This is a genomic window from Streptomyces sp. NPDC088746 (assembly GCF_044751065.1).
Taxonomy (GTDB): domain Bacteria; phylum Actinomycetota; class Actinomycetes; order Streptomycetales; family Streptomycetaceae; genus Streptomyces.
In genome coordinates, this window is the sequence record NZ_JBIVLA010000002.1 from 708345 (window position 1) to 731655 (window position 23311).

At 72.1% G+C, this 23311-nt stretch carries 19 protein-coding genes; 6 read left to right on the plus strand and 13 right to left on the minus strand.

Translation table 11 applies throughout. The features are described 5' to 3' along the window. Positions 1-4: 4 nt before the first annotated feature. Positions 5-1936: a BTAD domain-containing putative transcriptional regulator gene (locus tag ACIP63_RS10770; protein ID WP_401513469.1), complete on the minus strand. Its 1932-nt coding sequence runs from the start codon at positions 1934-1936 to the stop codon at positions 5-7. Positions 1937-2046: 110 nt separating this feature from the next. Between ACIP63_RS10770 and ACIP63_RS10775 the strand changes: the two genes are divergently transcribed. Next, positions 2047-2925 carry an alpha/beta fold hydrolase gene (locus ACIP63_RS10775; protein ID WP_401513471.1) on the plus strand — a complete coding sequence of 293 codons (879 nt, stop codon included), beginning with the start codon at positions 2047-2049 and terminating at the stop codon, positions 2923-2925. Between the two features lie 68 nt (positions 2926-2993). Here ACIP63_RS10775 and greA read toward each other — a convergent pair whose 3' ends face one another. Both greA and ACIP63_RS10785 read right to left on the minus strand, forming a co-directional pair. Further along, positions 2994-3491 (minus strand): transcription elongation factor GreA, encoded by a 498-nt coding sequence (gene greA, locus ACIP63_RS10780; RefSeq protein ID WP_033297886.1) that lies wholly within the window; start codon positions 3489-3491, stop codon positions 2994-2996. Positions 3492-3682: 191 nt separating this feature from the next. Then, positions 3683-4084: a DUF4307 domain-containing protein gene (locus ACIP63_RS10785; RefSeq protein WP_401513474.1), complete on the minus strand. Its 402-nt coding sequence runs from the start codon at positions 4082-4084 to the stop codon at positions 3683-3685. A 97-nt stretch (positions 4085-4181) separates the two neighbouring features. Here ACIP63_RS10785 and mca point away from each other — a divergent pair, with 97 nt between their 5' ends. Beyond that, entirely contained in the window at positions 4182-5063 is an 882-nt protein-coding gene (mca, locus tag ACIP63_RS10790; protein WP_401513477.1) for a mycothiol conjugate amidase Mca, read from the plus strand. 1 nt (position 5064) lies between these two features. Then, positions 5065-5337 (plus strand): hypothetical protein, encoded by a 273-nt coding sequence (locus tag ACIP63_RS10795; protein WP_401513480.1) that lies wholly within the window; start codon positions 5065-5067, stop codon positions 5335-5337. Between the two features lie 67 nt (positions 5338-5404). On the opposite strand, the gene ACIP63_RS10800 is transcribed toward ACIP63_RS10795, so the two are convergent. Next, positions 5405-8623, minus strand: a complete 3219-nt coding sequence (locus ACIP63_RS10800) for a tetratricopeptide repeat protein (RefSeq protein ID WP_401513483.1) — start codon at positions 8621-8623, stop codon at positions 5405-5407. Positions 8624-8804: 181 nt separating this feature from the next. Beyond that, positions 8805-9371 (minus strand): Uma2 family endonuclease, encoded by a 567-nt coding sequence (locus ACIP63_RS10805; RefSeq protein ID WP_401513485.1) that lies wholly within the window; start codon positions 9369-9371, stop codon positions 8805-8807. Positions 9372-9547: 176 nt separating this feature from the next. Here ACIP63_RS10805 and ACIP63_RS10810 point away from each other — a divergent pair, with 176 nt between their 5' ends. Continuing rightward, positions 9548-11569 (plus strand): thioredoxin domain-containing protein, encoded by a 2022-nt coding sequence (locus ACIP63_RS10810; protein WP_401513488.1) that lies wholly within the window; start codon positions 9548-9550, stop codon positions 11567-11569. Positions 11570-11640: 71 nt separating this feature from the next. On the opposite strand, the gene ACIP63_RS10815 is transcribed toward ACIP63_RS10810, so the two are convergent. Beyond that, positions 11641-12324: a hemolysin III family protein gene (locus ACIP63_RS10815; protein ID WP_401513491.1), complete on the minus strand. Its 684-nt coding sequence runs from the start codon at positions 12322-12324 to the stop codon at positions 11641-11643. Positions 12325-12531: 207 nt separating this feature from the next. Between ACIP63_RS10815 and ACIP63_RS10820 the strand changes: the two genes are divergently transcribed. Further along, positions 12532-14358 carry a phosphoenolpyruvate carboxykinase (GTP) gene (locus ACIP63_RS10820; protein WP_401513494.1) on the plus strand — a complete coding sequence of 609 codons (1827 nt, stop codon included), beginning with the start codon at positions 12532-12534 and terminating at the stop codon, positions 14356-14358. 184 nt (positions 14359-14542) lie between these two features. On the opposite strand, the gene ACIP63_RS10825 is transcribed toward ACIP63_RS10820, so the two are convergent. The 5 genes from ACIP63_RS10825 to ACIP63_RS10845 all read right to left on the minus strand — a co-directional run bounded on the left by ACIP63_RS10825 (position 14543) and on the right by ACIP63_RS10845 (position 18993). Then, positions 14543-14941 carry a hypothetical protein gene (locus ACIP63_RS10825; protein WP_401513497.1) on the minus strand — a complete coding sequence of 133 codons (399 nt, stop codon included), beginning with the start codon at positions 14939-14941 and terminating at the stop codon, positions 14543-14545. An 83-nt stretch (positions 14942-15024) separates the two neighbouring features. Next, entirely contained in the window at positions 15025-16236 is a 1212-nt protein-coding gene (locus ACIP63_RS10830; RefSeq protein WP_104788609.1) for a pyridoxal phosphate-dependent aminotransferase, read from the minus strand. Positions 16237-16436: 200 nt separating this feature from the next. Next, positions 16437-17249: an arylamine N-acetyltransferase gene (locus tag ACIP63_RS10835; protein WP_401513501.1), complete on the minus strand. Its 813-nt coding sequence runs from the start codon at positions 17247-17249 to the stop codon at positions 16437-16439. A gap of 219 nt (positions 17250-17468) precedes the next feature. Then, positions 17469-17912 (minus strand): peptidase inhibitor family I36 protein, encoded by a 444-nt coding sequence (locus tag ACIP63_RS10840; protein ID WP_401513504.1) that lies wholly within the window; start codon positions 17910-17912, stop codon positions 17469-17471. Between the two features lie 67 nt (positions 17913-17979). Then, a complete protein-coding gene (locus tag ACIP63_RS10845) occupies positions 17980-18993 on the minus strand; it encodes a hypothetical protein (RefSeq protein ID WP_401513506.1) in 1014 nt (337 codons plus the stop codon). A 252-nt stretch (positions 18994-19245) separates the two neighbouring features. Between ACIP63_RS10845 and ACIP63_RS10850 the strand changes: the two genes are divergently transcribed. After that, positions 19246-20214 (plus strand): helix-turn-helix domain-containing protein, encoded by a 969-nt coding sequence (locus ACIP63_RS10850; RefSeq protein ID WP_401513509.1) that lies wholly within the window; start codon positions 19246-19248, stop codon positions 20212-20214. Positions 20215-20244: 30 nt separating this feature from the next. Here ACIP63_RS10850 and ACIP63_RS10855 read toward each other — a convergent pair whose 3' ends face one another. Beyond that, positions 20245-21870 carry an amidohydrolase family protein gene (locus ACIP63_RS10855; protein WP_401513512.1) on the minus strand — a complete coding sequence of 542 codons (1626 nt, stop codon included), beginning with the start codon at positions 21868-21870 and terminating at the stop codon, positions 20245-20247. A 40-nt stretch (positions 21871-21910) separates the two neighbouring features. Beyond that, entirely contained in the window at positions 21911-23212 is a 1302-nt protein-coding gene (locus ACIP63_RS10860; protein ID WP_401513514.1) for an alanine racemase, read from the minus strand. Positions 23213-23311 lie beyond the last annotated feature (99 nt).

The window sequence follows — 23311 nt, forward strand, 5'->3', positions numbered from 1 at the left end:
CGCGTCACCCGGCGCAGGCCTCCGCCTCCGCCAGGTAGCGCGCCACCGGGCCCAGGGTCAGCATCCCGCTCGCGGCGCCCGCGTGTTCCGCGCGGGCGCCGCGCAGGGCGGCCGCCGCGCGTGCGGCGGTCCCGCGCTCGCCGAGGCGGGCGGCGGCGTGGGCGGTCAGGCACCACAGCGCCTCCTGCATGTGGTTGGGCGGGGGTCCGGGCACCGCGGCCAGGGCCGTCCGGGCCTCCTCGGGCCGGTCCTGGGCGAGCAGCACGAGAGGGCGCGCCCAGGGTCCGTACGGGCCCCAGTCGAGGTTCCCGTCGGTGGGTGCGGGCCGGCCGTGCAGCAGGCGCAGCCCCAGGAGGGCGAGCGGGAACAGACCGCGGTGCAGCCCCGGCATACCGGCCGTCCGGAGGGCCTCCTCCGCGGCGCGGTAGTGCGCCGCGGCCTCGGCGGCGGCGGGTCCGCCGGGTTCGGCACTGCGGGCGGCCGTGACCCGGGCCCGGAACCACCTGGTGAGTACGGGGACGAGGGGCGCCTCGGTCGTGGCGGCGAGCTGTTCGGCCGCGTCGGCGTGCGAGGCCGCGGCTTCGAGGTCGCCGAGGGCCGAGGCGGACTGGAGGCGGACGAGCCGCCCGAGCACGGCGAAGTCCGGCAGCCCGTAGCGGGTGGCCAGGGCGAGGATCTCGGCGCCGGTCCGGTCCCGTACGGGGGCGAGCCCGGGGCGGGTGAAGGACTGGAGGAACACCCCGTTGAGGGCGAACGCCAGCACGGCGGGATCGGCCTGCTCCCGTGCCAGCGTCTCGGCCCGCCGTGCCGCCTGCTGGGCACGCTCCAGCTCGGGCCGGGAGAGACCCGCGCTGCGGCTCTCGACGGCGACCGTGGCCAGGAGGCGGGCGACCAGGCCGCCGGGGCCGCCGGGGCCGAGCGTGGTCAGCGCGCGCTCGGCGGCGGCGACGACGGCGCGGGACTGCTCGGGGTCGTCGGCCCGGCTCCAGAGGGCGGGCACGTCGTAGGCGCCGATGATCCTGGCGGTCAGGGTGAGGTCCCCGGTGCGTTCCGCCGCCCTGACGGCGGCGAGACGGTCGCGCCGCGAGTGGACGAGGGCCTCGCCGCCCGCCAGCGCGAGGGTGCGGGCCAGATCCACGGTGGTGCGCGGGCCGAGCCGGACCCCGTGGCCGGTCCACGGGGCAGCCGCGGCTTCCAGGGGCTCGTGCCCGTCGAGGATGTCCGCCTCCAGCCGCCGGAGGCCGGCGCCGGGGTCGAGTCCCAGCTGACCGACGAGCATGGCGCGGGCGCGACGCAGGGTGGCGAGGGCGTCGGCCTGGCGGCCCGCGCGGTGGAGCGCCCGGGCGAGCAGCCCCCATGCCGGCTCCCGCCACGGATGCTCGGCGACATGGGCGCCCAGTCCGGCGACGAGAGCGGCCCCCTCCCCGGAGTCGAGGAGGATGCGGGCGCGCAGCTCCACCCCCTCCAGCCTCAGCTCCTCCAGGCGGGCCCGTTCGCGTTCCGCCCACGCGGAGCCGGTCACATCGGCGTAGGCGGGACCACTCCAGGCCGCGAGTTCCGCGCCGAGGGCGGTCACCGCGTCGGGGCTGTGCCGGGCGCGGGCCAGGGTGTCCTCGAAGCGGTGGACGTCCACGTCCTCGCGCGGCAGGCGCAGCGCGTAGCCGGGGCCCTCGGTGACGAGCACGCGCGGGGGATCGCGGGGCGGCCGGCCGGGTTCGAGGGCGCGGCGCAGCGCGGCGACGAACGTACGCAGAGCGCCTGTGGCGCGGGCCGGCGGATCGGCCCACAGGTCGTCGACCAGGGTGTCGGTGGTGACCATCCGCCCCTCGGCGGCCACGAGCCGGGCGAGCACCTCACGATGCCGGGGCCCGCCCAGGGCGACCGGGCTCCCGTCGTCGTGGAAGGCCCGCACGGCACCGAGCGCGTCGATTCGCATGCACCCATCCTCCGTGCCGGGGGCGGCCGCGCCCAACCGTGCTGATCGGCTGCTGATCGCCGTCGCCCACGCTGGCCCGGTCAGCCCCCGACCCGACAGGACGGCCCCTCATGACACCCACCCTTCCCGGCTTCGACCACATCCGCCTCCCCGGTGCGGACGGTGTGGAGCTGGCTGCCGCCGTCGGCGGCAGCGGCACCCCGGTGGTGCTGCTGCACGGCTTCCCCCAGACCCACCTGATGTGGCGGCACGTCGCCGAGCGGCTCTCCGGCGAGCACACGGTGATCTGTCCCGACCTGCGGGGCTACGGCGCCAGCGACAAGCCGGAGGCCACCGGCCCCGACGTCTACGCCAAGCGCACCATGGCCGCCGACGTCGTCGCCCTGGCGGCGGCACTCGGCCACGAGCGTTTCGCTCTCGTCGGCCACGACCGGGGCGCCCTGGTCGCCTTCCGGGCGGGGCTGGACCACCCCGAGACCGTCACGCACCTGGGCATCCTCGACGTCGTGCCGACGCTCGACATGTGGAACGTCCTGCACGGGGTCCCGGCGGCGGTCGGCTACCACCTCTTCCTCATGGCCCAGCCGCCCGGCCTGCCGGAGACGATGATCGCCCACAGCGCGGACGCGTTCTTCGGCTCGTTCCTCGACGCCTGGGCCGCCGGCCCGGCCGCCCTGCCGGAGGAGGTGCGTGCCGAGTACCTGCGGGCGAGCGCCGCGGCGGTGACGTCGATCGTCGCCGACTACCGGGCCTCGGCGGGCATCGACGTCACGCACGACCGGGCGGACCTGGACGCCGGGTCGCAGCTCGCCATGCCCGTGACGGTCCTCCAGCAGGACTGGGGCGCGCAGCTGGGCTACGACGCCGCCGGCGTGTGGAAGGCGTGGGCCCCGGACCTGGACCACCGGCTGACCCGGGCGGGGCACTTCATGGCCGAGGAGGCGCCCGACGAGATCGCGGCGGCGATCCGGGACCTGCTGGCCCGCTGAGCCGTCCGCCGCCGGGCACGACGGAGCCCCGGCCGCACGTGCGGCCGGGGCTCCGTGATGCGTGGGGGTCAGCCCTGGTAGGGCTTCGCCGAGACGATCTTCACGGTGGCCTTCTTGCCGTTCGGGAGCTCGTACTCCGCGTCGTCGCCCACCCGCTTGCCGTTCACGCCCGTGCCGAGCGGGGACTGCGGGGAGTAGGTCTCGATGTCGGTGCTCGCGTACTCGCGGGAGGCGAGCAGGAAGGTGACCGTGTCGTCGGGGTCGCCGTCGAAGGCGATGGTCACGACCATGCCGGGCTCGACCACGCCGTCGTCGGCAGGGGCTTCGCCGACCTTCGCGTGCTCCAGGAGCTGGGTCAGCTGACGGACCCGGAGCTCCATCTTGCCCTGCTCCTCCTTGGCCGCGTGGTACCCGCCGTTCTCGCGGAGGTCACCCTCCTCGCGGGCCGCCGCGATCTTGACGGAGATCTCCGTGCGCGCGGGACCAGACAGGTACTCCAGCTCCGCCTTCAGCTGGTTGTACGCCTCCGGCGTGAGCCAGGTGACGTTATCGCTGGTCTGGGTCACAGGGTGCTCCTCGTCGGTGCTGGGAATACAAAGCAACGCCCTACCCCAAGCATGCGCTGCCACGGGTGGGCGAAACAACGAGCCTAACAATTCCGCGCGAAAAGGGGGAGAAGGTAAAACGTCACACGCATATCCGTGCAGGTCAGCACCGGAGTGCGGGCATCAGGGACGGCGCGCGCCCCGGGGCGTGGTCAGCCGGCGGCGCACCCCTTCAGTTCCACCGCCGTCGCCCTGGAGGTGGTGCGCAGGGACACGACCTCGTCGATGCGCTCCGAGCGCTCGTCGAACCGGAAGTCCGCCCGGCCGACCTCGCCGCCGTCCTCGCTCAGGGCTCGGAGCGTGCAGTGCCCGTCGGCGTCCCGTTCCTTGCGGACCTCCAGGTGGGCCTCGGCACGGCTGTCCGAGACGATCTTGGACTTGATGAGCTCGGCGCTGACGTCCTGACCGGCCACGTAGTCGTAACCGAACCAGCCGATCATGGCGAGGAAGAGCACGCCCAGCACCGAGCCGGTGATCTTCAGCTTGCGGTCCGCGCGCTGATCCTGCGACCGGCCGTAGCGCCCCTCGGGCAAGGCCTCGCGCACCGCTGCCATGATCGTTCCTCCCGTACCGGAGATCGAGGAATTTTCCACCCCCCGGTTCAGTCACTATAGAAGCCGACCACTGCGACCAATCACTGAGGACCGAGTCTTGACCGAGCAGCTGAGACTGATGGCCGTGCACGCCCACCCCGACGACGAGTCGAGCAAGGGCGCGGCCACCATGGCCAAGTACGTGTCCGAGGGGGTGGACGTCCTGGTCGTCACCTGCACAGGGGGCGAACGGGGATCCATTCTCAACCCGAAGCTCCAGGGGGACGCGTACATCGAGGCGAACATCCACGAGGTGCGCAAGAAGGAGATGGATGAGGCCCGGGAGATCCTGGGCGTCAAGCAGGAGTGGCTCGGCTTCGTCGACTCGGGTCTGCCCGAGGGCGACCCGCTGCCCCCGCTGCCCGAGGGCTGCTTCGCACTGGAGGACGACGAGACGGCGGCGGGGCGTCTCGTCGCGAAGATCCGCGCGTTCCGGCCGCAGGTGATCACCACCTACGACGAGAACGGCGGGTACCCGCACCCCGACCACATCAAGACGCACACGATCTCGATGATCGCGTTCGAGGGCGCCGGGGACACCGAGAGGTTCCCCGAGGCCGAGTTCGGCCCGGCGTTCCAGCCGCAGAAGCTCTACTACAACCAGGGCTTCAACAAGCCGCGCACGCTCGCCCTGCACGAGGCGCTCCTCGCCCGCGGGCTGGAGTCCCCGTACGGCGACTGGCTGGAGCGCTGGAAGGAGTTCGGGCGCGCCGAACGCACGCTGACCACGCACATCCCGTGCGACGACTTCTTCGAGATCCGCGACAAGGCGCTGATCGCGCACGCGACGCAGATCGATCCGGACGGCGGCTGGTTCCGGGTGCCGATGGACGTCCAGCGGGAGGTCTGGCCGACCGAGGAGTACGAGCTCGCCAAGTCTCTGGTCGATACCTCCCTCCCCGAGAGCGACCTCTTCGCGGGCATCCGCGACAATGCCTGATATGTACGCGACCCAGGCACTGACGCAGCTCGTTCCGTTCGCCGCCGATGAGCTCGACAAGAACAAGGTGACTCCCGGCGTCCTCGGCTTCCTCGTCTTCGCGGCGCTCGCCGTCGGGGTGTGGTTCCTGATGAAGTCGATGAACCGCCACATGGGCAAGGTCGACTTCGAGGAGGCCCCCGACCCGGAGGCGGTGCCCGCGGGCACCGACGGCGGGACGGAGACGGCCGGCTCCGGCAGCGGGACGAAGGCGACCGCCTCGGGCAAGGGCTGACGCGGCCCGGCCGGGCCGCCGGACCGGGGAGCCGGCCCGGCCGCCCGGCCGCCGCTCGCGGCCTGCCTCAGGGCCGTACGCCCACCGCGACCCCCATCACCTCGCGGGCGTGCCGGGACGGCGTCAGGCCGAGGCGCCAGGCCTGCCAGCCGTCGTCCAGGTCCACCCCGCGGTTCAGGACGACGCGGAAGGCCTCCGCGCAGTCCTCCAGCTTGGCGTCCCGGAGCGGGTGCGAGGCCTCCAGCAGGTCCGCGAGCTCCTGCTGGGCCACCGCCGTGCCCACCTCGCTGCCGCCCGGTGAGGCGTACGGCAGCAGGGTGCACCGCAGGAACGCCGCCCAGTCACCGCCCCGGGCATCGCCGTACGAGGCGAACAGCGTGATCGCCTCGCCGCAGAGCTCCAGCGCCTGCGCCGCCCGGTTGTTCCCGCCGTCGACCAGGGCCAGCTCCAGGCAGGTCCAGGCCTCGCCGTGGGCCACCCCGATCCGCCGGAAGTCGGCCCGGGCGTCCACCAGGAGCTGCCGGGCGAATCCGGAGTTCCGCAGGTTGCCCGTCTGCGCGGCGCGCTGGTCACGGGTGACGCGCCCCGAGTGGTGGCGGGCGCACGCCAGCCCGTACACGTCCCGCATCCGGGAGAACATCGTGCGCGCCCGCTCCAGCTCCCGTACCGCCTGGTCGGTGTCGCCGTCCTCCTCCAGCGCCTGCCCGAGGTAGTACCGCGTCCACGCCTCGCCCCGCGCGTCCTCGTTGCCCCGGTGCCGGGCGAGGGCGTCGCGCAGCTGCTCCACCGCCGGTGCGGGGTCGCCGTCGAGGAGACGGGCGCGGGCCAGCTGGGTCAGGGCCCAGGCCTCCCCGCGCTCGTCCCGGGTGCGGCCGTACAGGTCCAGGGCGGCGGACAGCTCCTCCTCGGCCCGGGCCACCTCGCCGAGGCGCAGACAGACCTGGCCGAGCTGGAAGTGCGACCAGGCCTCGCCGTGCAGGGACTCGCCCTCGCGGTGCAGGGCCAGCGCGGTGTCCAGCAGGGTCAGGGCCTCGGACAGATTCGCCCGGTCGCGTTCGACGGCAGCCAGGGCGTGCAGGGACCAGGCCCGGTCCTCGGCCTGCTCCGGGGATGCCTGGAGTGCGAGCGCCTCCCGCAGCCGGGCCGACGCCTCGGCCAGATTGCCCTGGTGGTGCAGGGTGATGCCGAGTGAGCAGAGGGCGAGGGCGGCGCCCGCGTCGTTCTGCGCCTCGCGGTAGAGGCCGACGACGGAGGACAGCGTCGTGCGGGCCTTGTCGAGCTCACCGAGCTGACGGGCCGCGATACCCGTACGCCACTGCACCGACCGCTCCAGGAGCCCCTGGTCGACGGCCTGCGTCAGCTCGCTGATCTCCCCGAGCCGGTAGAGGTCGCCGCGCAGCAGGCAGTAGTCGCACAGGGCGCCCAGCAGATGGAGCACCGTCGCCTGGTCCACGCCCTCGGCGTGCCGCAGCGCCGACGTGATGAAGCTCGACTCGTCGTCCAGCCAGCGCAGGGCGGCGTCCAGCGAGCTGAAGCCGTGCGAGCCGAACTGCCCGGCACGGGTGGACATCTTGCCGTCGACCATCCGGATCACCGCGTCGGCGAGCTCCGCGTAGTTCTGGACGAGGCGTTCCTGCGCGGCCGTACGGTCGGCCGCCGGCTCCTCGTCCAGCAGCCTGGCCAGGGCGAAGTCCCGTACGAGGTCGTGCAGCCGGTAGCGCGCACCCCGCACATGGACCAGGAGCCCGGCCCGGGCCAGGGTCTCCAGCAGGCGGCCGGCCTCCTGCTCGTCCGAGGACAGCAGCGACGCGGCCGCGGCGGCCCCGAGGCTGGCCCGCCCGGCGAGGGCGAGCCGCCGCAGCAGCCGGCGGGCCACCTCGGGCTGGTCGGTGTAGCGCAGCCACAGGGCCCGTTCGACGGGCGCGACCGGACCGTACGCCCCGAGGGCCGACGCCAGCTCGGCACGGGACCGCGCGCCGAGGGCGGAGCCCGCGACGCGCAGGGCGAGCGGCAGCCCGCCGCACAGCTCGACGACGGTCTCGGTCGACGGGTAGTCGTACGGGCCGTTCTCCTCGTCCTCCGCGGACTCGCGCAGCAACTCCTCGGCGCCCGCCGCCTCCAGACCGCCGACCGGCAGGTGGTACACCCGGGCCGGGATGTTGTCGGGCAGGGCGAGCGGCTCGCGGGCCGTGACGAGGACCAGGCTGTCCGAGCGCTCGGGGACGAGCGTGCGGACCTGGGCGGCGTCGGTGGCGTCGTCCAGGACGATCGTGACCGGTGTTCCCGTCAGATGCTGGTGGTAGAGCTCGCTCAGGCGCCGGACCTGCTGCTCCGCGGAGGACCTCTCGCGGAAGAGCAGCTGTTCGCGCGGTGCTCCCAGCCGGTTGAGCAGGTGCAGCAGGGCGTCCCGGGTCGGCAGCGGGGTATCGCCGGAGACATCGCCCCGCAGGTCGACCACGCACGCCCCGCGGAACTGGTCCTTGAGCGCGTGCGCGGCCCGTACGGCGAGTGTGGTGCGCCCGGAGCCCGGGGCCCCGTGCAGGACGACGACGGTCGGCTTGGTCTCGGTCGCGGCGCGGGCCGCGTGCACCCACCGGGCGATCTGCGCCAGTTCCTCGCGGCGCCCCGCGAACGGGCCGTCCACGGCGGGCAGATGGCCGAAGGACTGTTCGAGGACTGACCGGGCGCGCGCGGCGGCACTGCGGTCACCGCCACGCAGCTGAGCCACCACGGAGGTGCCCGGCTTCTTCGGCGTACGGGTGGACGCGGTCAGCATGCGCTGCTGGTCGAGGAACGGGCGGATGCCCCGTACCTCCAGGGCCGTCAGCCACTCCAGACGCAGCTGCTCGGGGCCGCCGGGCTGGTTCCGTTCGCCCGCCCTGCGGTGTGCGGCCGGCCAGTGCGAGGCGGTCGCCCGCGCCACCGTGACCGTCGTCCCCGCGGCGGCGACGACCGCGCCCGCGCCCAGGGCGAGACCGGTCGCGGTGCCCAGGGCCAGGTCCGCGCCGAAGGCGGCCGCGGCGGCAACTCCCGTCACCAGCAGCGGCGTTCCCAGCGTCGCTCTGCTGAACCGCGCGGACAGCGGCTGCCGGCCGGCCCCCGCGTCGTCCAGCGCCCGGGTGTAGGCGGCGTACTCCTCGGCCGCGCCCGCCGCCATGGTGTCGAGCGCGCCCCGCGCACGGGCCAGCAGCGCTCCGGAGTCCGTCCGGCCACCTGTCCGCCGCGCCTCCTCCTCCACGGCGCGTACCAACAGCCGTTCGGCCTCGGCCCGATGGCTGTCCCGCATCCCCATGCATCCCCCTCGTTCCCGACCCCGGCCGGGTCTCGGCCGGATCCGCCGCGTTGACCATCCAGTGTCCTCGGTACGGCGCCCCGGCGACAGGGAGTCCGCGAGACTGCGCCCCCGGGTCCGGCGCGCGGCCGGACACCGCCGCACCGCGCGAACGGGCGGGGCCCGTCGAGGGCTGTCAGAGGGCTCCCAGGTCCACCGTGACGGAGAAGGGCGCGGCAGCCTTGATCGCGCCGGTGAACATCTCGCCGTCCCTGTAGGCCTTGGTGGCAGGGTCGAGTACGTAGGTGTAGACGATCGGGACACCGGTGGCGGCCTGTTCGACCCGCCAGTAGAAGGGGATGCCGGCCTTGGCGTACTGGTCCACCTTCACGACCCGGTCGGTGGTCTCCGAGCCGGGCGACACGATCTCGGCGACCAGGAGCACGTGTTCGGGGCGGGTGGGCGTGAGGTCGATGGTCTCCGCCCGGCAGACGACGACGTCCGGACGGCGGTTGGTGAGGGGAATGTCCTGCAGCCGGACATCGAAGTCCGTGTCGGCGTTCCAGTCCGGGCCTGCCGCGGCGTCCAGGGCATGGGCCAGGATGCGGGCCGGCCGGTTGTGCCGCTTGGAGGCGCTCGGGCTCACGACGACCATCCCGTCCACGATCTCGACGCCGGCACACTGCTCCTCGGACCAGGAGTCGTACTGCTCCGCGCTGATCTGCAGGTGCATCCATGCGGGTACGACCATCTCGGCGGTCATGGCGTGCCACCTTCGAGGATGCTCGTCAGTTCCGGTGCTGCTCGGATCAGCCTACTGTCCCCGTGCTGTCCGGGGGCTCGGGCCGCCGCGGCTCCGGGCGGGGCCGGCGGGCCGAAACTCCGGAGCCCGGTGAGCCCGTCCCCCCGCCCGCACCCCCGGTGCGCAAGGATTGGGGCATGGCCAACCGACTTGCGCAGACCACCTCCCCGTACCTCCTCCAGCACGCCGACAACCCCGTCGACTGGTGGCCGTGGTCGCCCGAGGCGTTCGAGGAGGCACGCCGCCGCGGCGTCCCCGTGCTGCTCAGCGTCGGGTACGCCAGCTGCCACTGGTGCCATGTGATGGCCCACGAGTCGTTCGAGGACCCGGCCGTCGCCGACTACCTCAACGCGCACTTCGTGCCGGTGAAGGTCGACCGCGAGGAGCGGCCCGACGTCGACGCCGTGTACATGGAGGCCGTCCAGGCCGCGACCGGCCAGGGCGGCTGGCCGATGACCGTCTTCCTGACCGAGGAGGCCGAGCCCTTCTACTTCGGCACGTACTTCCCGCCCGAGCCCCGCCACGGCATGCCCTCCTTCCAGCAGGTCCTCGAAGGCGTCGTGGCCGCCTGGACCGACCGGCGCGAGGAGGTCGCCGAGGTGGCCGGGCGCATCGTCCGCGACCTCGCGGGCCGCTCCCTGACCGCCGGTGAGGGCGGCCTGCCCGGCGAACCGGAGCTGGCGCAGGCCCTGCTGCGGCTGACCCGCGACTACGACGAGAAGAACGGCGGCTTCGGCGGCGCGCCCAAGTTCCCGCCGTCCATGGTCATCGAGTTCCTGCTGCGCCACCACGCCCGTACGGGTGCCGAGGGCGCCCTGCAGATGGCCGCCGACAGCTGCGCGGCCATGGCGCGCGGCGGGATCTACGACCAGCTCGGCGGCGGCTTCGCCCGCTACGCGGTCGACGGGGAGTGGACCGTCCCGCACTTCGAGAAGATGCTCTACGACAACGCGCTGCTGTGCCGTGTGTACGCCCATCTGTGGCGGGCCACCGGCTCGGACCTGGCCCGCCGGGTCGCCCTGGAGACGGCGGACTTCATGGTCCGCGAGCTGCGGACCGCCGAGGGAGGCTTCGCCTCCGCGCTGGACGCCGACAGCGAGGACGCGCGGGGGCGTCACGTCGAGGGCGCCTTCTACGTGTGGACGCCCGCGCAGCTGCGTGAGGTCCTGGGCGAGGAGGACGCCGCCTTCGCCGCCGGCCACTTCGGGGTGACCGAGGAGGGCACCTTCGAGGAGGGCTCCTCCGTGCTGCGGCTCGTGCGGGCCGGGGAGGACACCGACGCCGCCCGGGTCGCCGACGTGCGGGCCCGGCTGCTCGCGGCGCGCGAGCTGCGGACGCGCCCCGAGCGGGACGACAAGATCGTCGCCGCCTGGAACGGCCTCGCGATCGCCGCGCTCGCCGAGACCGGGGCGTACTTCGACCGCCCGGACCTGGTCGAGCGGGCCACCGAGGCCGCCGACCTGCTCGTACGCGTGCACATGGGTGACGTGGCCCGGCTCTGCCGCACGTCGAAGGACGGCCGCGCGGGGGACAACTCCGGGGTCCTGGAGGACTACGGCGACGTCGCCGAGGGGTTCCTCGCACTCGCCTCCGTCACCGGCGAGGGCGCCTGGCTCGACTTCGCGGGCTTCCTGCTGGACATCGTGCTGGAGCGCTTCACCGGCGAGGGCGGGCAGCTGTTCGATACCCCCGACGACGCGGAGCGGCTGATCCGCCGGCCCCAGGACCCCACGGACAGCGCGACCCCGGCCGGCTGGACCGCCGCGGCGGGCGCGCTCCTCTCGTACGCGGCCCACACCGGCTCCGAGGCGCACCGCGCGGCGGCCGAGGGCGCCCTCGGGATCGTCGGGGCGCTCGGCCCGAAGGCTCCCCGCTTCATCGGCTGGGGGCTGGCGGTCGCCGAAGCGCTGCTGGACGGCCCGCGCGAGGTCGCGGTGGCCGGGCCGGTCGGCGGCGAGCTGCACCGGACGGCGCTGCTGGGTCGGGCGCCCGGCGCGGTCGTCGCGGCGGGCGAGGTGGCGGACGCGGGCCCCGAGTTCCCGCTGCTGGTGGACCGGCCGATGGTGGGCGGCGAGCCGACCGCGTACGTCTGCCGGCACTTCGTGTGCGACGCGCCCACGACGGACGCTGAGGAGCTGGCCGGGAAGCTGGGCGGCTGACGCCGGCACGGCGGCGTGGGTACGGCGAAGGGCCCGGCGGTGGCCGGGCCCTTCGCCGTGGGGAGAGGTGGTTACCGCTGGTAGGCGACCAGGGAGATGCCGACGTAGTGCGCGACGAACGCCGCCAGAGTCAGCGAGTGGAACACCTCGTGGAAGCCGAACCAGCGCGGTGACGGATTCGGGCGCTTGAGGCCGTAGATGACGCCCCCCGCGCTGTAGAGCACCCCGCCGACGATCACGAGGACCAGCACGGCGATGCCGCCGGTGCGCATGAAGTCCGGCAGGAAGAACACCGCGGCCCAGCCCATGGCGATGTAGCACGGGGTGTAGAGCCAGCGCGGGGCGCCGACCCAGAACACGCGGAAGGCGATGCCGGCCGCCGCGGCGCCCCAGATCGCCCAGAGGAGCGGACGGCTGGTGGACTCGGGCAGCAGCAGGAGGGTCAGCGGCGTGTAGGTGCCCGCGATGATCAGGAAGATGTTGGCGTGGTCGAGCCTGCGCAGCACGGCCTCGCCGCGCGGGCCCCAGGTGCCCCGGTGATAGACCCCGCTCACACCGAACAGCAGGCAGGCGCTGACGACGTACACGGCGCAGGCGACCCGTGCGCGCGTGCTGTCGGCCATGGCGACCAGGGCTATTCCCGAGATGACCACGGCGGGGAACATTCCGGCGTGCAGCCAGCCGCGCATCCGTGGTTTGACCGGGACGGGGTCGGTGAGCTCGACGGGACCGGACCCGGGGACGGCAGAAGTCATATCCGCATGCTACCTACGCCCCCGTAGGTAACCCCGTTCAGTGGCGATGCTCACGTGGGCGGCCCTCTGGACATATGGGCGAGATGGTCGGATGATCAAATGAGTGCGGTCGGCACCGGATGAGCGCCAGGGGATTTCGAAGGGGTCAGCATCCGGGTCGCAGCCCCCACGGGGCCTGACAACACACCCTCTCTACAAGGAGCGATCGTGGCGCGAGACATCGCGGCTCCCCTCACTGTTCCCACTCGGCACCAGGAGCTCGTCTCCTGGGTGGACGAGATCGCGGCCCTCACCCAGCCGGACCGCGTGGTCTGGTGCGACGGCTCCGAGGCCGAGTACGAGCGCCTGTGCGAGGAGCTCGTCGCCAAGGGCACCTTCACGAAACTCGACCCGGTCAAGCGTCCCAACTCGTACTACGCCGCCTCCGACCCGAGCGATGTCGCCCGCGTCGAGGACCGCACCTTCATCTGCTCCGAGAAGGAGGAGGACGCGGGCCCGACCAACCACTGGAAGGCTCCCGCCGAGATGCGGGAGATCTTCACGGGCGGGAACGGCGTCTTCCGCGGCTCCATGCGCGGCCGCACGATGTACGTCGTCCCGTTCTGCATGGGCCCCGTCGGCTCGCCGCTCTCCGCGATCGGTGTCGAGATCACCGACTCCGCGTACGTCGCCGTCTCGATGCGCACCATGACGCGCATGGGCCAGGACGTCCTGGACGAGCTCGGAACCGACGGCTTCTTCGTCAAGGCCGTCCACACGCTGGGCGCGCCGCTGGAGGAGGGCCAGGAGGACGTTCCGTGGCCGTGCAACTCCACCAAGTACATCTCGCACTTCCCCGAGGACCGCGAGATCTGGTCGTACGGATCCGGCTACGGCGGCAACGCCCTGCTCGGCAAGAAGTGCTACGCCCTGCGCATCGCCTCCGTGATGGCCCGGGACGAGGGCTGGCTCGCCGAGCACATGCTGATCCTCAAGCTCACGCCGCCGCGCGGTGAGTCGAAGTACGTCGCGGCGGCCTTCCCGAGCGCCTGCGGCAAGACCAACCTCGCCATGCTGGAGCCCACGATCTCCGGCTGGACCGTCGAGACCATCGGCGACGACATCGCCTGGATGCGGTTCGGTGAGGACGGCCAGCTGTACGCGATCAACCCCGAGGCCGGCTTCTTCGGCGTCGCCCCCGGCACCGGTGAGCACACCAACGCCAACGCCATGAAGACCATGTGGGGCAACTCCGTCTTCACCAACGTCGCGCTCACCGACGACGGCGACGTCTGGTGGGAGGGCATGACCGAGGAGCTCCCCGCGCACCTCACGGACTGGAAGGGCAACGACTGGACCCCGGAGTCCGGCACGCCCGCCGCCCACCCCAACGCCCGCTTCACCGTCCCGGCCGGCCAGTGCCCGATCATCGCGCCGGAGTGGGAGGACCCGAAGGGCGTGCCGATCTCGGCGATCCTCTTCGGCGGCCGCCGCGCCTCCGCGGTCCCGCTGGTCACCGAGTCCTTCACCTGGCAGCACGGCGTCTTCCTCGGGGCCAACGTCGCCTCCGAGAAGACCGCCGCCGCCGAGGGCAAGGTCGGCGAGCTGCGCCGCGACCCGTTCGCCATGCTGCCGTTCTGCGGCTACAACATGGGCGACTACATGAAGCACTGGGTCACGGTGGGCAACGACAAGCCCGACGCGTCCAAGCTGCCGAAGATCTACTACGTGAACTGGTTCCGCAAGAACGACGCGGGGAAGTTCGTGTGGCCCGGGTTCGGTGAGAACAGCCGCGTCCTCAAGTGGATCGTCGAGCGCCTGGAGGGCAAGGCCGAGGGCGTCGAGACCCCGATCGGCATCCTGCCGGCCAAGGGCTCCCTGGACACCGAGGGCCTGGAGCTCTCCGAGTCCGAGCTCGACTTCCTGCTCACGGTGGACAAGGAGGTCTGGCGCGAGGAGGCCGCCCTGATCCCCGAGCACCTCAACACCTTCGGCGACCACACCCCGAAGGAGCTGTGGGACGAGTACCGCGCGCTGGTCCGGCGCCTGGGCTGACCCACGTCCCGATCCCCGCGGCCGGGCCCTTCCGGCATCCGCCCTGACCTGTGGGGTCCACGGGCCTGCCGCGGCACGGCACCCGGAGCCCTCTTCATGGCTCCGGGTGCCGCTCTGCGTCCGGCGCGGCCGGCAGGTGTGTGGCACCCGGTCCACGCGTCTTCGCGACCGTGGACCGGGGCCGTCAGGGGGCGCCGACCAGAGCGGTCGGCGCGGCGGGAGCGGACAGGGCCTCGGCGTGCGCGTCCATGGCCTCGGCCGCGAGGATCGCCACGGCGGTGTCGGCGCGGGACGCCGCCACCACGAGGGTCCGGCCGGCGAGGGCGTGGGCGCGGCGGTGCAGAGCGGCCGTGGACGCCTCGCTCCGGCCCGCGTGCCGGGCGGGCGGCGTGGCACGCAGCCGGGCCACCTGCTCGGCGATGCGGTCGCCCATGGCCGCCAGGCCCAGTTCATCGGTGACGGCGAGCAGCGCGGTGAGATGCCCGGCGAGCTGGATGTCCAGCTCGTCCTCGCGGCTGCGGTGCGGGAAATCGGCGTCGTCGGCCGATGTGTGGACCGATTTGGTGCGGATCGGCTCGTACATGGATGGCCTCCTGGTGTTGCAGTAAGACCATCCTATCTTGGAATCAGTCTAAAGTTGTGCCGGATCTGGGAGGTCGGGACCGCTCAGGGCTGGCTGTAGCCGTCCAGGAAGTTTCCGATACGCGTCACCGCGTCGGTCAGGTCCTTGGCAGGCGGCAGCGTGACCACCCGGAAGTGATCGGGTTCCGGCCAGTTGAAGCCCGTGCCCTGCACCACCATGATCTTCTCGGCCCGCAGCAGGTCGAGGACCATCTGCCGGTCGTCCTTGATCTTGAAGACCTTGGGGTCGAGCCGCGGGAAGAGATACAGCGCCCCCTTCGGCTTCACGCAGGTCACGCCGGGGATCTGCGTCAGCAGGTCGTACGCCACGTCCCGCTGCTCCAGGATCCGCCCGCCCGGCAGCACGAGCTCGTTGATCGACTGCCGCCCGCCGAGCGCGGTCGCCACCGCGTGCTGCGCGGGCATGTTGGCGCAGAGGCGCATGTTGGCCAGGATCGTGAGCCCCTCGATGTACGAGGAGGCGTGCGCCTTCGGCCCGCAGACCGCCATCCAGCCGGAGCGGTAGCCCGCGATCCGGTAGTTCTTGGAGAGCCCGTTGAAGGTCAGCACCATCAGGTCGGGGGCGATGGCGGCGGTCGGGGTGTGCGTCGCGCCGTCGTAGAGGATCCGGTCGTAGATCTCGTCCGAGCAGACGACCAGGTTGTGGCGGCGGGCGATCTCCGTCAGCCCGCGCAGCATCTCGTCGTCGTAGACCGCGCCGGTCGGGTTGTTCGGGTTGATGATCACGAGCGCCTTGGTGCGGTCGGTGATCTTCCGCTCGATGTCCGCGAGGTCGGGCATCCAGTCGGCCTGCTCGTCGCACCGGTAGTGCACGGCCGTACCGCCGGCCAGGGAGACCGAGGCCGTCCACAGCGGGTAGTCCGGGGCGGGGACGAGCACCTCGTCGCCGTCGTCGAGCAGCGCCTGCATCGACATCTGGATCAGCTCGGAGACGCCGTTGCCCAGGTAGACGTCCTCGACGTCGAGGTCGATCCCCTTGGTCTGGTAGTGCTGCATCACCGCGCGGCGCGCGGACAGCAGGCCCTTCGCGTCGCCGTAGCCGTGCGCGCCCGAGAGGTTGCGCAGGATGTCCTCGAGGATCTCCGGGGGACACTCGAAGCCGAACGCCGCGGGGTTGCCCGTGTTGAGCTTGAGGATGCGATGACCTGCGGCTTCGAGCCGCATCGCTTCCTCGAGCACGGGGCCGCGGATTTCGTAACAGACGCCGGCGAGCTTCGTGGACTGGATGACCTGCATGTCTGCGAGCTTACGACCGTGTTTCGAGCGCTGCGCCCGGTTCGCGCGGTGGTTGCTCCCTCCGGGGGTGTGCCACGGCCCGCCGGGACTTCCATCGCCATGCCGCCCCGGCCGCGGACCGTGGGAACGTCCGGTCCGGGCGGGGCTGCGGCTTGGAATGCTGGCGTGGGCGGCGGCACCGGTGAGATGCGCCACCCTGGTCAGCCGGGCAGGACGGTCCCCTCCGGGAGGCGTACGCCGAAGTCCTCGGCCAGCACCCGCAGCACCTCGGCGTCGTCGCTCAGCTCCCGCTCCGCGACCGTGCCGTCGTCGGCGGTCTCCACCAGCGTCCGGCCGGACAGCGCGCGGTGCAGACCCGGCAGGGTCCGCTGGGCGTACACCGCCTGCCGGAACGGCGAGCGCGGGTTCGTCGCGATGTGCCAGTTGATGACCTCGTAGTCCGGGGCCTCGAACGGTTCCAGGGTGAATTCGTACTGCGGCTCCCAGTAGCCGCCCTTGTCCGCCTGCAGCTCCCACATCTCCAGCGGGCCGTCGTGCGGGGCGTGCACGAGCCGGTGACGGCGCGGGGTGTCGAGCAGTTCGGTGTCCACCACGAGCGGGATCGGCTCCAGCAGCGCACCGTGCGAGCCGAAGCCGACGTCGGCCAGCCAGGGGTCGGTCTCACCCTCCACGTCCACCCGCATCAGCATGTGCGTACGGGGCCGGATGTCGCCGGGCGCGGCGCCCACCACCACCCGTGCGGTCAGCAGCGTCACCTGGAACCCGAGCTGGGTCAGGGCGGCGGTGAGGAGGGTGTTGTGCTCGTAGCAGTACCCGCCGCGCTCACCGCGGACGAGCTTCCTCTCCAGGTCCGGGAGCGCGAGGGACGGGGCGCTGCCGAGGAGGGGCTCCAGATTCTCGAACGGGATGCCCAGCATGTGGGCGCGGTGCACGGACCGCAGCACCTCCACGGTGGGGCGGCGCTCCCCGGACCAGCCGATGCGGGCGAAGTAGGCGTCGAGGTCGAGTGTCATACAGCGACACTACGCAGAGACCTCAAGGGTTTCTCAAATGCTCTGGCGGCACAGGAGATAGGGAACGGGGCCCACGTGTGTCGCGCGGCCGGCCGCCGTCCCCGGGCGTACGCCTCACTGCCCGGCGGGCCGGCGGCGGGACGCACCCCGGCCCGCCGGGCAGAGGCCGACGGGCCGAGGCGGTTCAGGCGTGAGGTTCGTTCCCGTGCGCGGGTGAGGTCACACCGCCCACTTGGAGCAGTTGGAAGCGCTGGCCCACGCGTGACTGCTGATGCTGTTGTTCGCCGCGACGCCGGTGGTGAAGGAGTCGCCCAGGAGGCTGGAAGCCCAGCCCTCGGACCGGCTGAGGCAGATGTGCCCGCCGCTGCCGCCGGTGCCGTTGTAGAACTTGACCTCGTAGCTGTTGCCGTTGTTCAGGACCGATGACGCCTTGTTGGTGTCGCCGCCCTGGAAGCTCAGCGCGGAGTCACCCCAGTTGGAGTCGTCGCCGGACGCGTGGCCGAGGTGGCCGCTGCAGTTGGTGCTGTCGTACGCGTACATGTATCCGGAGAGCGCGCCGGCCATGGCGTCGGAGCAGTCCGCCGCCTGGGCGGAGGTGGCCGGGACGAGGGCGCCGAGGGATGCCACGGCGACGGTCGTGAGGGCAGCGAAAGCCTTACGCATGAGGTGGTGCTCCTTCATGTGTCGGTGTGAATTCATCCGCGACCACTGGGCCGCGGAAACCTGTGAGTCACTCGCCGGTGAGATTCCGGGCCCTGGAGAGCGCGGCCAGTCCCATGCGCTGATAGGCGGCGTTTTCCTTGCCGTACTTCTTCAACAGGGTGGACCGGTGTTCCCGCTCGAGCCGGCGTGCGGTCTTTCCGAGATTCGTCTTCGCGGCGCACGTGGCCTCGGCCACCGCCAACTCGACCTCGTAGGCCCGTGCCTCCGGCGAGCTCATTCCCGCGGTGTTCGCGGTCCGCTTCTCCCGGATCTCGTCCGGCGAGGAGAAGGGGCGGCCGGCTTCCTTCATGCAGTGCGACCAGGCGCCGACCGTCTTTTTCATCCGCTCGTCCGCGAGGATGCGCGGGACATAGAGCGGCGTCAGGCTCGTGATGGTCTTCTTCGCTCTGAACCAGGCTTCCAGATCTCCGTAGAGCTGGGTCCGGGCCCCTGCCCAGCAGCCTTCCCGGGGGGTCTCGATGGTGCCGCCGGCGGGCAGGTCCACGCGCAGAACGTCGTCGTAGTCGCCGTTGAGGGCCGTGTTGTAACGGATGCGGTCCTTCTTCGGGAGCGCGTTGGGGTACCGGACGTTGGGGTGCTCGCCGCGCTCCTTCTCGGCCGCCTCGTCGAAGGGCCGGCCGTAGCCGTACTTCTTCGCCCACGCGATGTCGTCGATCACGTAGCGCCCCGCTTTACGGGCGTCGACACTCGCCACCGGTCCCACCCAGTACGAGAATCCCTCGTTCTCCATGCACTCCTTGACGAGTGCGTACTCGGCGTACTCGATTTCCATCTCCTCGGGGACGGTCAGGTCTCGGAGTTCGTTGTCCGAAATCGTGACGGTGTCCCTCTTCGGCGGCTTTCCCGAGTTCGTCGTGACATCTGTCCCTGCACCACAGCCCGCCGTGATGCAGGCAACCGCCACCGCGGCAGCGGATATGGAGAATGTCCGCCTCATGTGATGCACGCTCCCTCTGGACCAGCCTTTTCCGGCTTTGGCTCTGTGCGGGTGTGTGACGCCCTGTTCTCCGGCCTCGCTCAAGGACCATAAAGTCATCGCGGGATTCGGAATGTGTCATCCGTGCAGGGGACTTTGTCAGTTGTGCACCGCCTCGGGGCGGCGCCGCGTCAGCGCGGAACGGCTCCGCGTGTCGCCGTCGAATCCGTTGCACGGCGCGAGGAACTCCCGACACACTGACGGCAGGAACCGACGCGCCGAGGGGGAGCGAATGGGGCAACGGGCCGAAGTGCTGCCAGGTCGGCTCTGTGGTCGGAGCAGACGGAGGTCTGCCGCATGAGCCCGGCCCTGGACACCGCGTTCATACCGTCGCGGGACCGGGAGGAAGTGGTCCGGAACGCGGTGTGGAAGTCCATGGTGGCCATCGATATCGACCACGGCCCTCCGGCCGAGGACATCAGCGTCCGCCTTGGGCTCGGCACCGTGGGGCCCATCAAGATCTGCTCGGCGCGGGCGACCGCGGTCAGGATGCGTCGGACGGAGCGGCTCGCCCGCGAGGACGAGGAGCCGGCCGTCTCTCTCGGTGTCCAGATGACGGGCAGCAGCATGGTGGTGCAGAACGGACGCGAGTGCCTGCTGGGGCCGGGGGACTGCGTCGTCTACGAATCGATCTCTCCCTACACCCTCCTCTTCGACGAGGGAGTCGACCACCGCTTCATCCGGTTCCCCCGCGCGGTGCTCGCGCTCCCCGACCGATTACTCCGAGACGTCACCGCGGTCCCCCTGGGGCCCGGCAACCCCGTCGCGCGCCTCGCCTTCACCTACTTCTCCCAACTGGCCGTCAGCGAAGAACTGCACCAGGGTGTGCACGCCGACACCGTCGTGGAACCCAGCGTCGGACTCCTCCGCGCCGTCCTGACGTCCCAGTACGGCGACTCCGGCCTGGCCAAGGGCCCGTTGGAAGCCACACTCAGCCTGCGGATCACCCAGTACATCCGGTCCCACCTGGCTGATCCCGGTCTGTCGGCGGCACAGATCGCCGCCGTGCACGGCATCTCCGTACGTCATCTCTACGCGGTCCTGTCGCGGTCGGGAATCAGCCTCGGGGACTGGATTCGTACCCGCCGTCTGGCCGAATGCAGGCGGGAGCTGGCCGGGCCGAACGGGCGGCTGCGGACCATCGCGGCGATAGGCCGGAGTTGGGGCTTCGTGGACGCGACCCACTTCAGCAAGGTGTTCAAACGGACGTTCGGGGTCTCGCCCCGAGCCTGGCGCGACCAGAACCATCCCCGCTCCCGCACGTGAGGGCTGCCGTGCGGGGCGGCAGGCCGTTCCTCAGCCCCTCGAAACCCGTCCGCCGCCCCGTACCGACCGGCCCGCCAGGACGGACGTCCGCTTGCCGTCCTCGATGACGAAGCGACCGTCGATCAGGACGTGCGGGACGCCCACCGGGAGGGTGCGCGGCTCGTCGAAGGTCGAGCCTGCCGCCACCGTGGCCGGGTCGAAGAGGACCAGGTCCGCGCGGTAGCCCTCACGGACGTACCCGCGGTCCGGAAGGCGCAGGCGGGCGGCCGGGCGGGACGTGAGGTGCGCGACGCACTCCTCCAGCGTGAGGATGCCCAGCTCCCGCACGTACCGGCCGAGGTATTGGGGGAACGTGCCGTACGCGCGGGGGTGCGGCTTGTCGCCCTGGAGGATGCCGTCGCTGCCCCCGGTGTGCACCCGGTGGCGCATGATCTGCCGGACGTTCTCCTCGTGGCCGACGTGCTGGAGGATCGTCGTGCCCAGCCGGTCCTCGACGAGCAGCCGACGGGCCGTCACCCAGGGCTCCTCGCCGCGCAGCCGGGCGGACTCGGCCACCGTACGGCCGACGTATCCGGACAGGGCCGGTGAGCCGACGCCGGAGATCTCGATCCTGTCCCACTCGATGGGGACGCCGTGGCAGCCGTCGGACCCCACGGTCTCGACGACGTGACGGATCCGCTCGGCCGTCTCCCCGTCGGCGAGCCGGGTCAGGACCGACTCCGGCCCGCCCTCGTTCGCCCAGCTCGGCAGCATCGCCACGAGGGTCGTGCAGCCGGGCGTGTACGGATAGGTGTCGAGCGAGATGTCCGCGCCCGCCGCGAGCGCCTCGTCCAGGAGGGAGAGGAGCTCGGGGGCCTTGCCCTTGTTCACGCCGAAGTTCATCGTGGCGTGGGCGAGATGGAGAGCGCAGCCGGCGTCGCGGGTGAGCCGCACCATCTCCTCGTACGCCTGGAGCGCTCCCGCCCCGTACGAGCGGTGGTGCGGGCAGTAGTAGCCGTCGTGCGCGGCCACCACCCGGCACAGCTCGGTGAGTTCGGCGTCCTTCGCGTACATCCCGGGGGTGTACGTCAGGCCCGAGGACATGCCGACCGCGCCCTCGGCCATGCCCTGGGCGACGAGCTCCTTCATGCGGTCCAGCTCGGCGCCGGTGGCGGGGCGGTCGTCCCACCCGACGGCGAGCATCCGGACGGTGCCCTGCGGGATCAGGTAGGCGGCGTTGACGGCGACGCCCTCGCCGCCGAAGTTGCGGTCGAGGCGGTCCAGATAACCGCCGACGGTGCGCCAGTCGAAGTCGATGTCGCTTCCGTCGCCGTTCCAGCCGGCGATGGAGCGGCGGACCTCGGCGAGGGTGCGGTCGTCGGCGGGGGCGTACGACAGACCGTCCTGGCCGAGCACCTCCAGGGTGACGCCCTGGGCGGCCTTCGCGCTGTGGTCGGGGTCGCGCAGCAGCGCGAGGTCGCTGTGCGCGTGCATGTCGATGAAGCCCGGCGAGAGCGCGAGGCCGTCGGCGTCCAGGGTGCGGGCGGCGGTGGGGCGGGGGCCGTCGCCCTCCCCGCGGATCTCGGTGATCCGGCCGTCCGTGATGCCTACGTCGGCGCGGTAGGAGGGGGCGCCGGTGCCGTCGACGACGCGGGCGTCGCGGATGACCAGGTCCATGGGAGTCGCCTTTCGAGGGGTGGGGGAGGGGGCGCGGGGATCAGAAGAAGGTGCGGATGTAATCCGTGACCGTGCCGTCGGCCTCGACCAGCGGGATCAGCTGCCACTTGTCGAACGACGTGCAGGGGTGCGAGAGACCCATGCCGATCCAGTCGCCCACCTCCAGCTCGGCGCCCTCCTCCGTACGCACCCAGCCGTGCTGGTCCGACAGTCCGCTGACGGTGATTCCGGTGGCCGGCCGCACCGATCCGTCTCGCGCGGAGCGGACGACCTGCGCCTCGGGGAGGTCGATGTCGTACGCCGCGTCACGCTTGCCGGCGTTGACGAAGGCCTGCTCGGGGGTGGGGCGGGAGACGACCTGGGCCCAGAGGCGGAAGGCGGGCCGCAGCGTGCCCTCCTCGGGGATCCGGTTGAAGGGGGTGATGTGGCGGTAGTGGCCGTCGTCGTGGCTGACGTACGCCCCGGAGCGCAGCAGCTTGAGGACGGGCCGGCTCAGCGCGGGGATCCGGGCGAAGACGTCGGCGACCGCGTCGAACCACGCGCTGCCGCCCGCGCTGACCAGGATCTGCTCGCCCTCGGCGAGCGCGGCGAAGCGGCCGGCGGCGTCGAAGTCCGCTGCCAGCGCGACGAGCCGGCGCAGCCACTCGCGTACGCGCTCGGGGGAGGCGTCGGGCACCTCGCCCTCGTAACCCGCGACGCCCACCAGCCGCAGGGTGGACGTGGCCGCCACCGCGTCGGCGACCGCCGCGCAGTCGGCCTCCGTGCGGGCGCCGGTGCGGGCGCCCTCACCCGCGCCCAGCTCCACCACGACGTCCACGGGGCGCACGGCACCCGCCGCGCGCAGGGCCTCGTCCATCAGCTCGACGCCGCGCACGGAGTCGACGTAACAGGCGAACGTGAAGTCCGGATCGGCGTCCAGCTCACCGGCCAGCCAGCGCAGGGCCACCGCGTCGACGAGCTCGTTGGCCAGGAAGATCCGCGCGATGCCGTACGCCCGGTACACCCGTGCCTGGTGGGGGACGGCGGCGGTGATGCCCCACGCGCCGTACTCCAGCTGACGGGCGAAGAGCTGCGGGGACATCGACGTCTTGCCGTGCGGTGCGAAGGCCAGGCCGTGCCGCTCCGCGTACGTCTCCAGCAGCGCGAGGTTCGCCTCGAGCGACTCGGCGGACAGGGCCAGCACGGGGGTGGTGAAGCCGCCCGTGAAGAGGTTGCGGCGCTCGGCCGCCAGGGCGCCGACGGTCAGCCCCTGCGCGTCGGGCGGCAGGGCCTTGAAGCGGTGGTCGACCACTTCACCGGAGAGGGCCGTCACGGACTGTTCGGCGGACTGCTGGGCGGCCAAGGGATCCTCCTCGGGAAAAGTGATCGTTGCATTCTCTGCAACGCCCATTGCGCATATCGCTTGACGCTGTCTAACATCCGAGCCGATGCCTGGTCAATG

Excerpts from the sequence above, each read along its gene's own strand:
- ACIP63_RS10770 (WP_401513469.1), bottom strand. The coding sequence starts at position 1,936 with ATGCGAATCGACGCGCTCGGTGCCGTGCGGGCCTTCCACGACGACGGG.
- ACIP63_RS10775 (WP_401513471.1), top strand. The coding sequence starts at position 2,047 with ATGACACCCACCCTTCCCGGCTTCGACCACATCCGCCTCCCCGGTGCG.
- ACIP63_RS10785 (WP_401513474.1), bottom strand. The coding sequence starts at position 4,084 with ATGGCAGCGGTGCGCGAGGCCTTGCCCGAGGGGCGCTACGGCCGGTCG.
- ACIP63_RS10795 (WP_401513480.1), top strand. The coding sequence starts at position 5,065 with ATGTACGCGACCCAGGCACTGACGCAGCTCGTTCCGTTCGCCGCCGAT.
- ACIP63_RS10800 (WP_401513483.1), bottom strand. The coding sequence starts at position 8,623 with ATGCGGGACAGCCATCGGGCCGAGGCCGAACGGCTGTTGGTACGCGCC.
- ACIP63_RS10805 (WP_401513485.1), bottom strand. The coding sequence starts at position 9,371 with ATGACCGCCGAGATGGTCGTACCCGCATGGATGCACCTGCAGATCAGC.
- ACIP63_RS10810 (WP_401513488.1), top strand. The coding sequence starts at position 9,548 with ATGGCCAACCGACTTGCGCAGACCACCTCCCCGTACCTCCTCCAGCAC.
- ACIP63_RS10815 (WP_401513491.1), bottom strand. The coding sequence starts at position 12,324 with ATGACTTCTGCCGTCCCCGGGTCCGGTCCCGTCGAGCTCACCGACCCC.
- ACIP63_RS10825 (WP_401513497.1), bottom strand. The coding sequence starts at position 14,941 with ATGTACGAGCCGATCCGCACCAAATCGGTCCACACATCGGCCGACGAC.
- ACIP63_RS10830 (WP_104788609.1), bottom strand. The coding sequence starts at position 16,236 with ATGCAGGTCATCCAGTCCACGAAGCTCGCCGGCGTCTGTTACGAAATC.
- ACIP63_RS10835 (WP_401513501.1), bottom strand. The coding sequence starts at position 17,249 with ATGACACTCGACCTCGACGCCTACTTCGCCCGCATCGGCTGGTCCGGG.
- ACIP63_RS10840 (WP_401513504.1), bottom strand. The coding sequence starts at position 17,912 with ATGCGTAAGGCTTTCGCTGCCCTCACGACCGTCGCCGTGGCATCCCTC.
- ACIP63_RS10850 (WP_401513509.1), top strand. The coding sequence starts at position 19,246 with ATGAGCCCGGCCCTGGACACCGCGTTCATACCGTCGCGGGACCGGGAG.
- ACIP63_RS10855 (WP_401513512.1), bottom strand. The coding sequence starts at position 21,870 with ATGGACCTGGTCATCCGCGACGCCCGCGTCGTCGACGGCACCGGCGCC.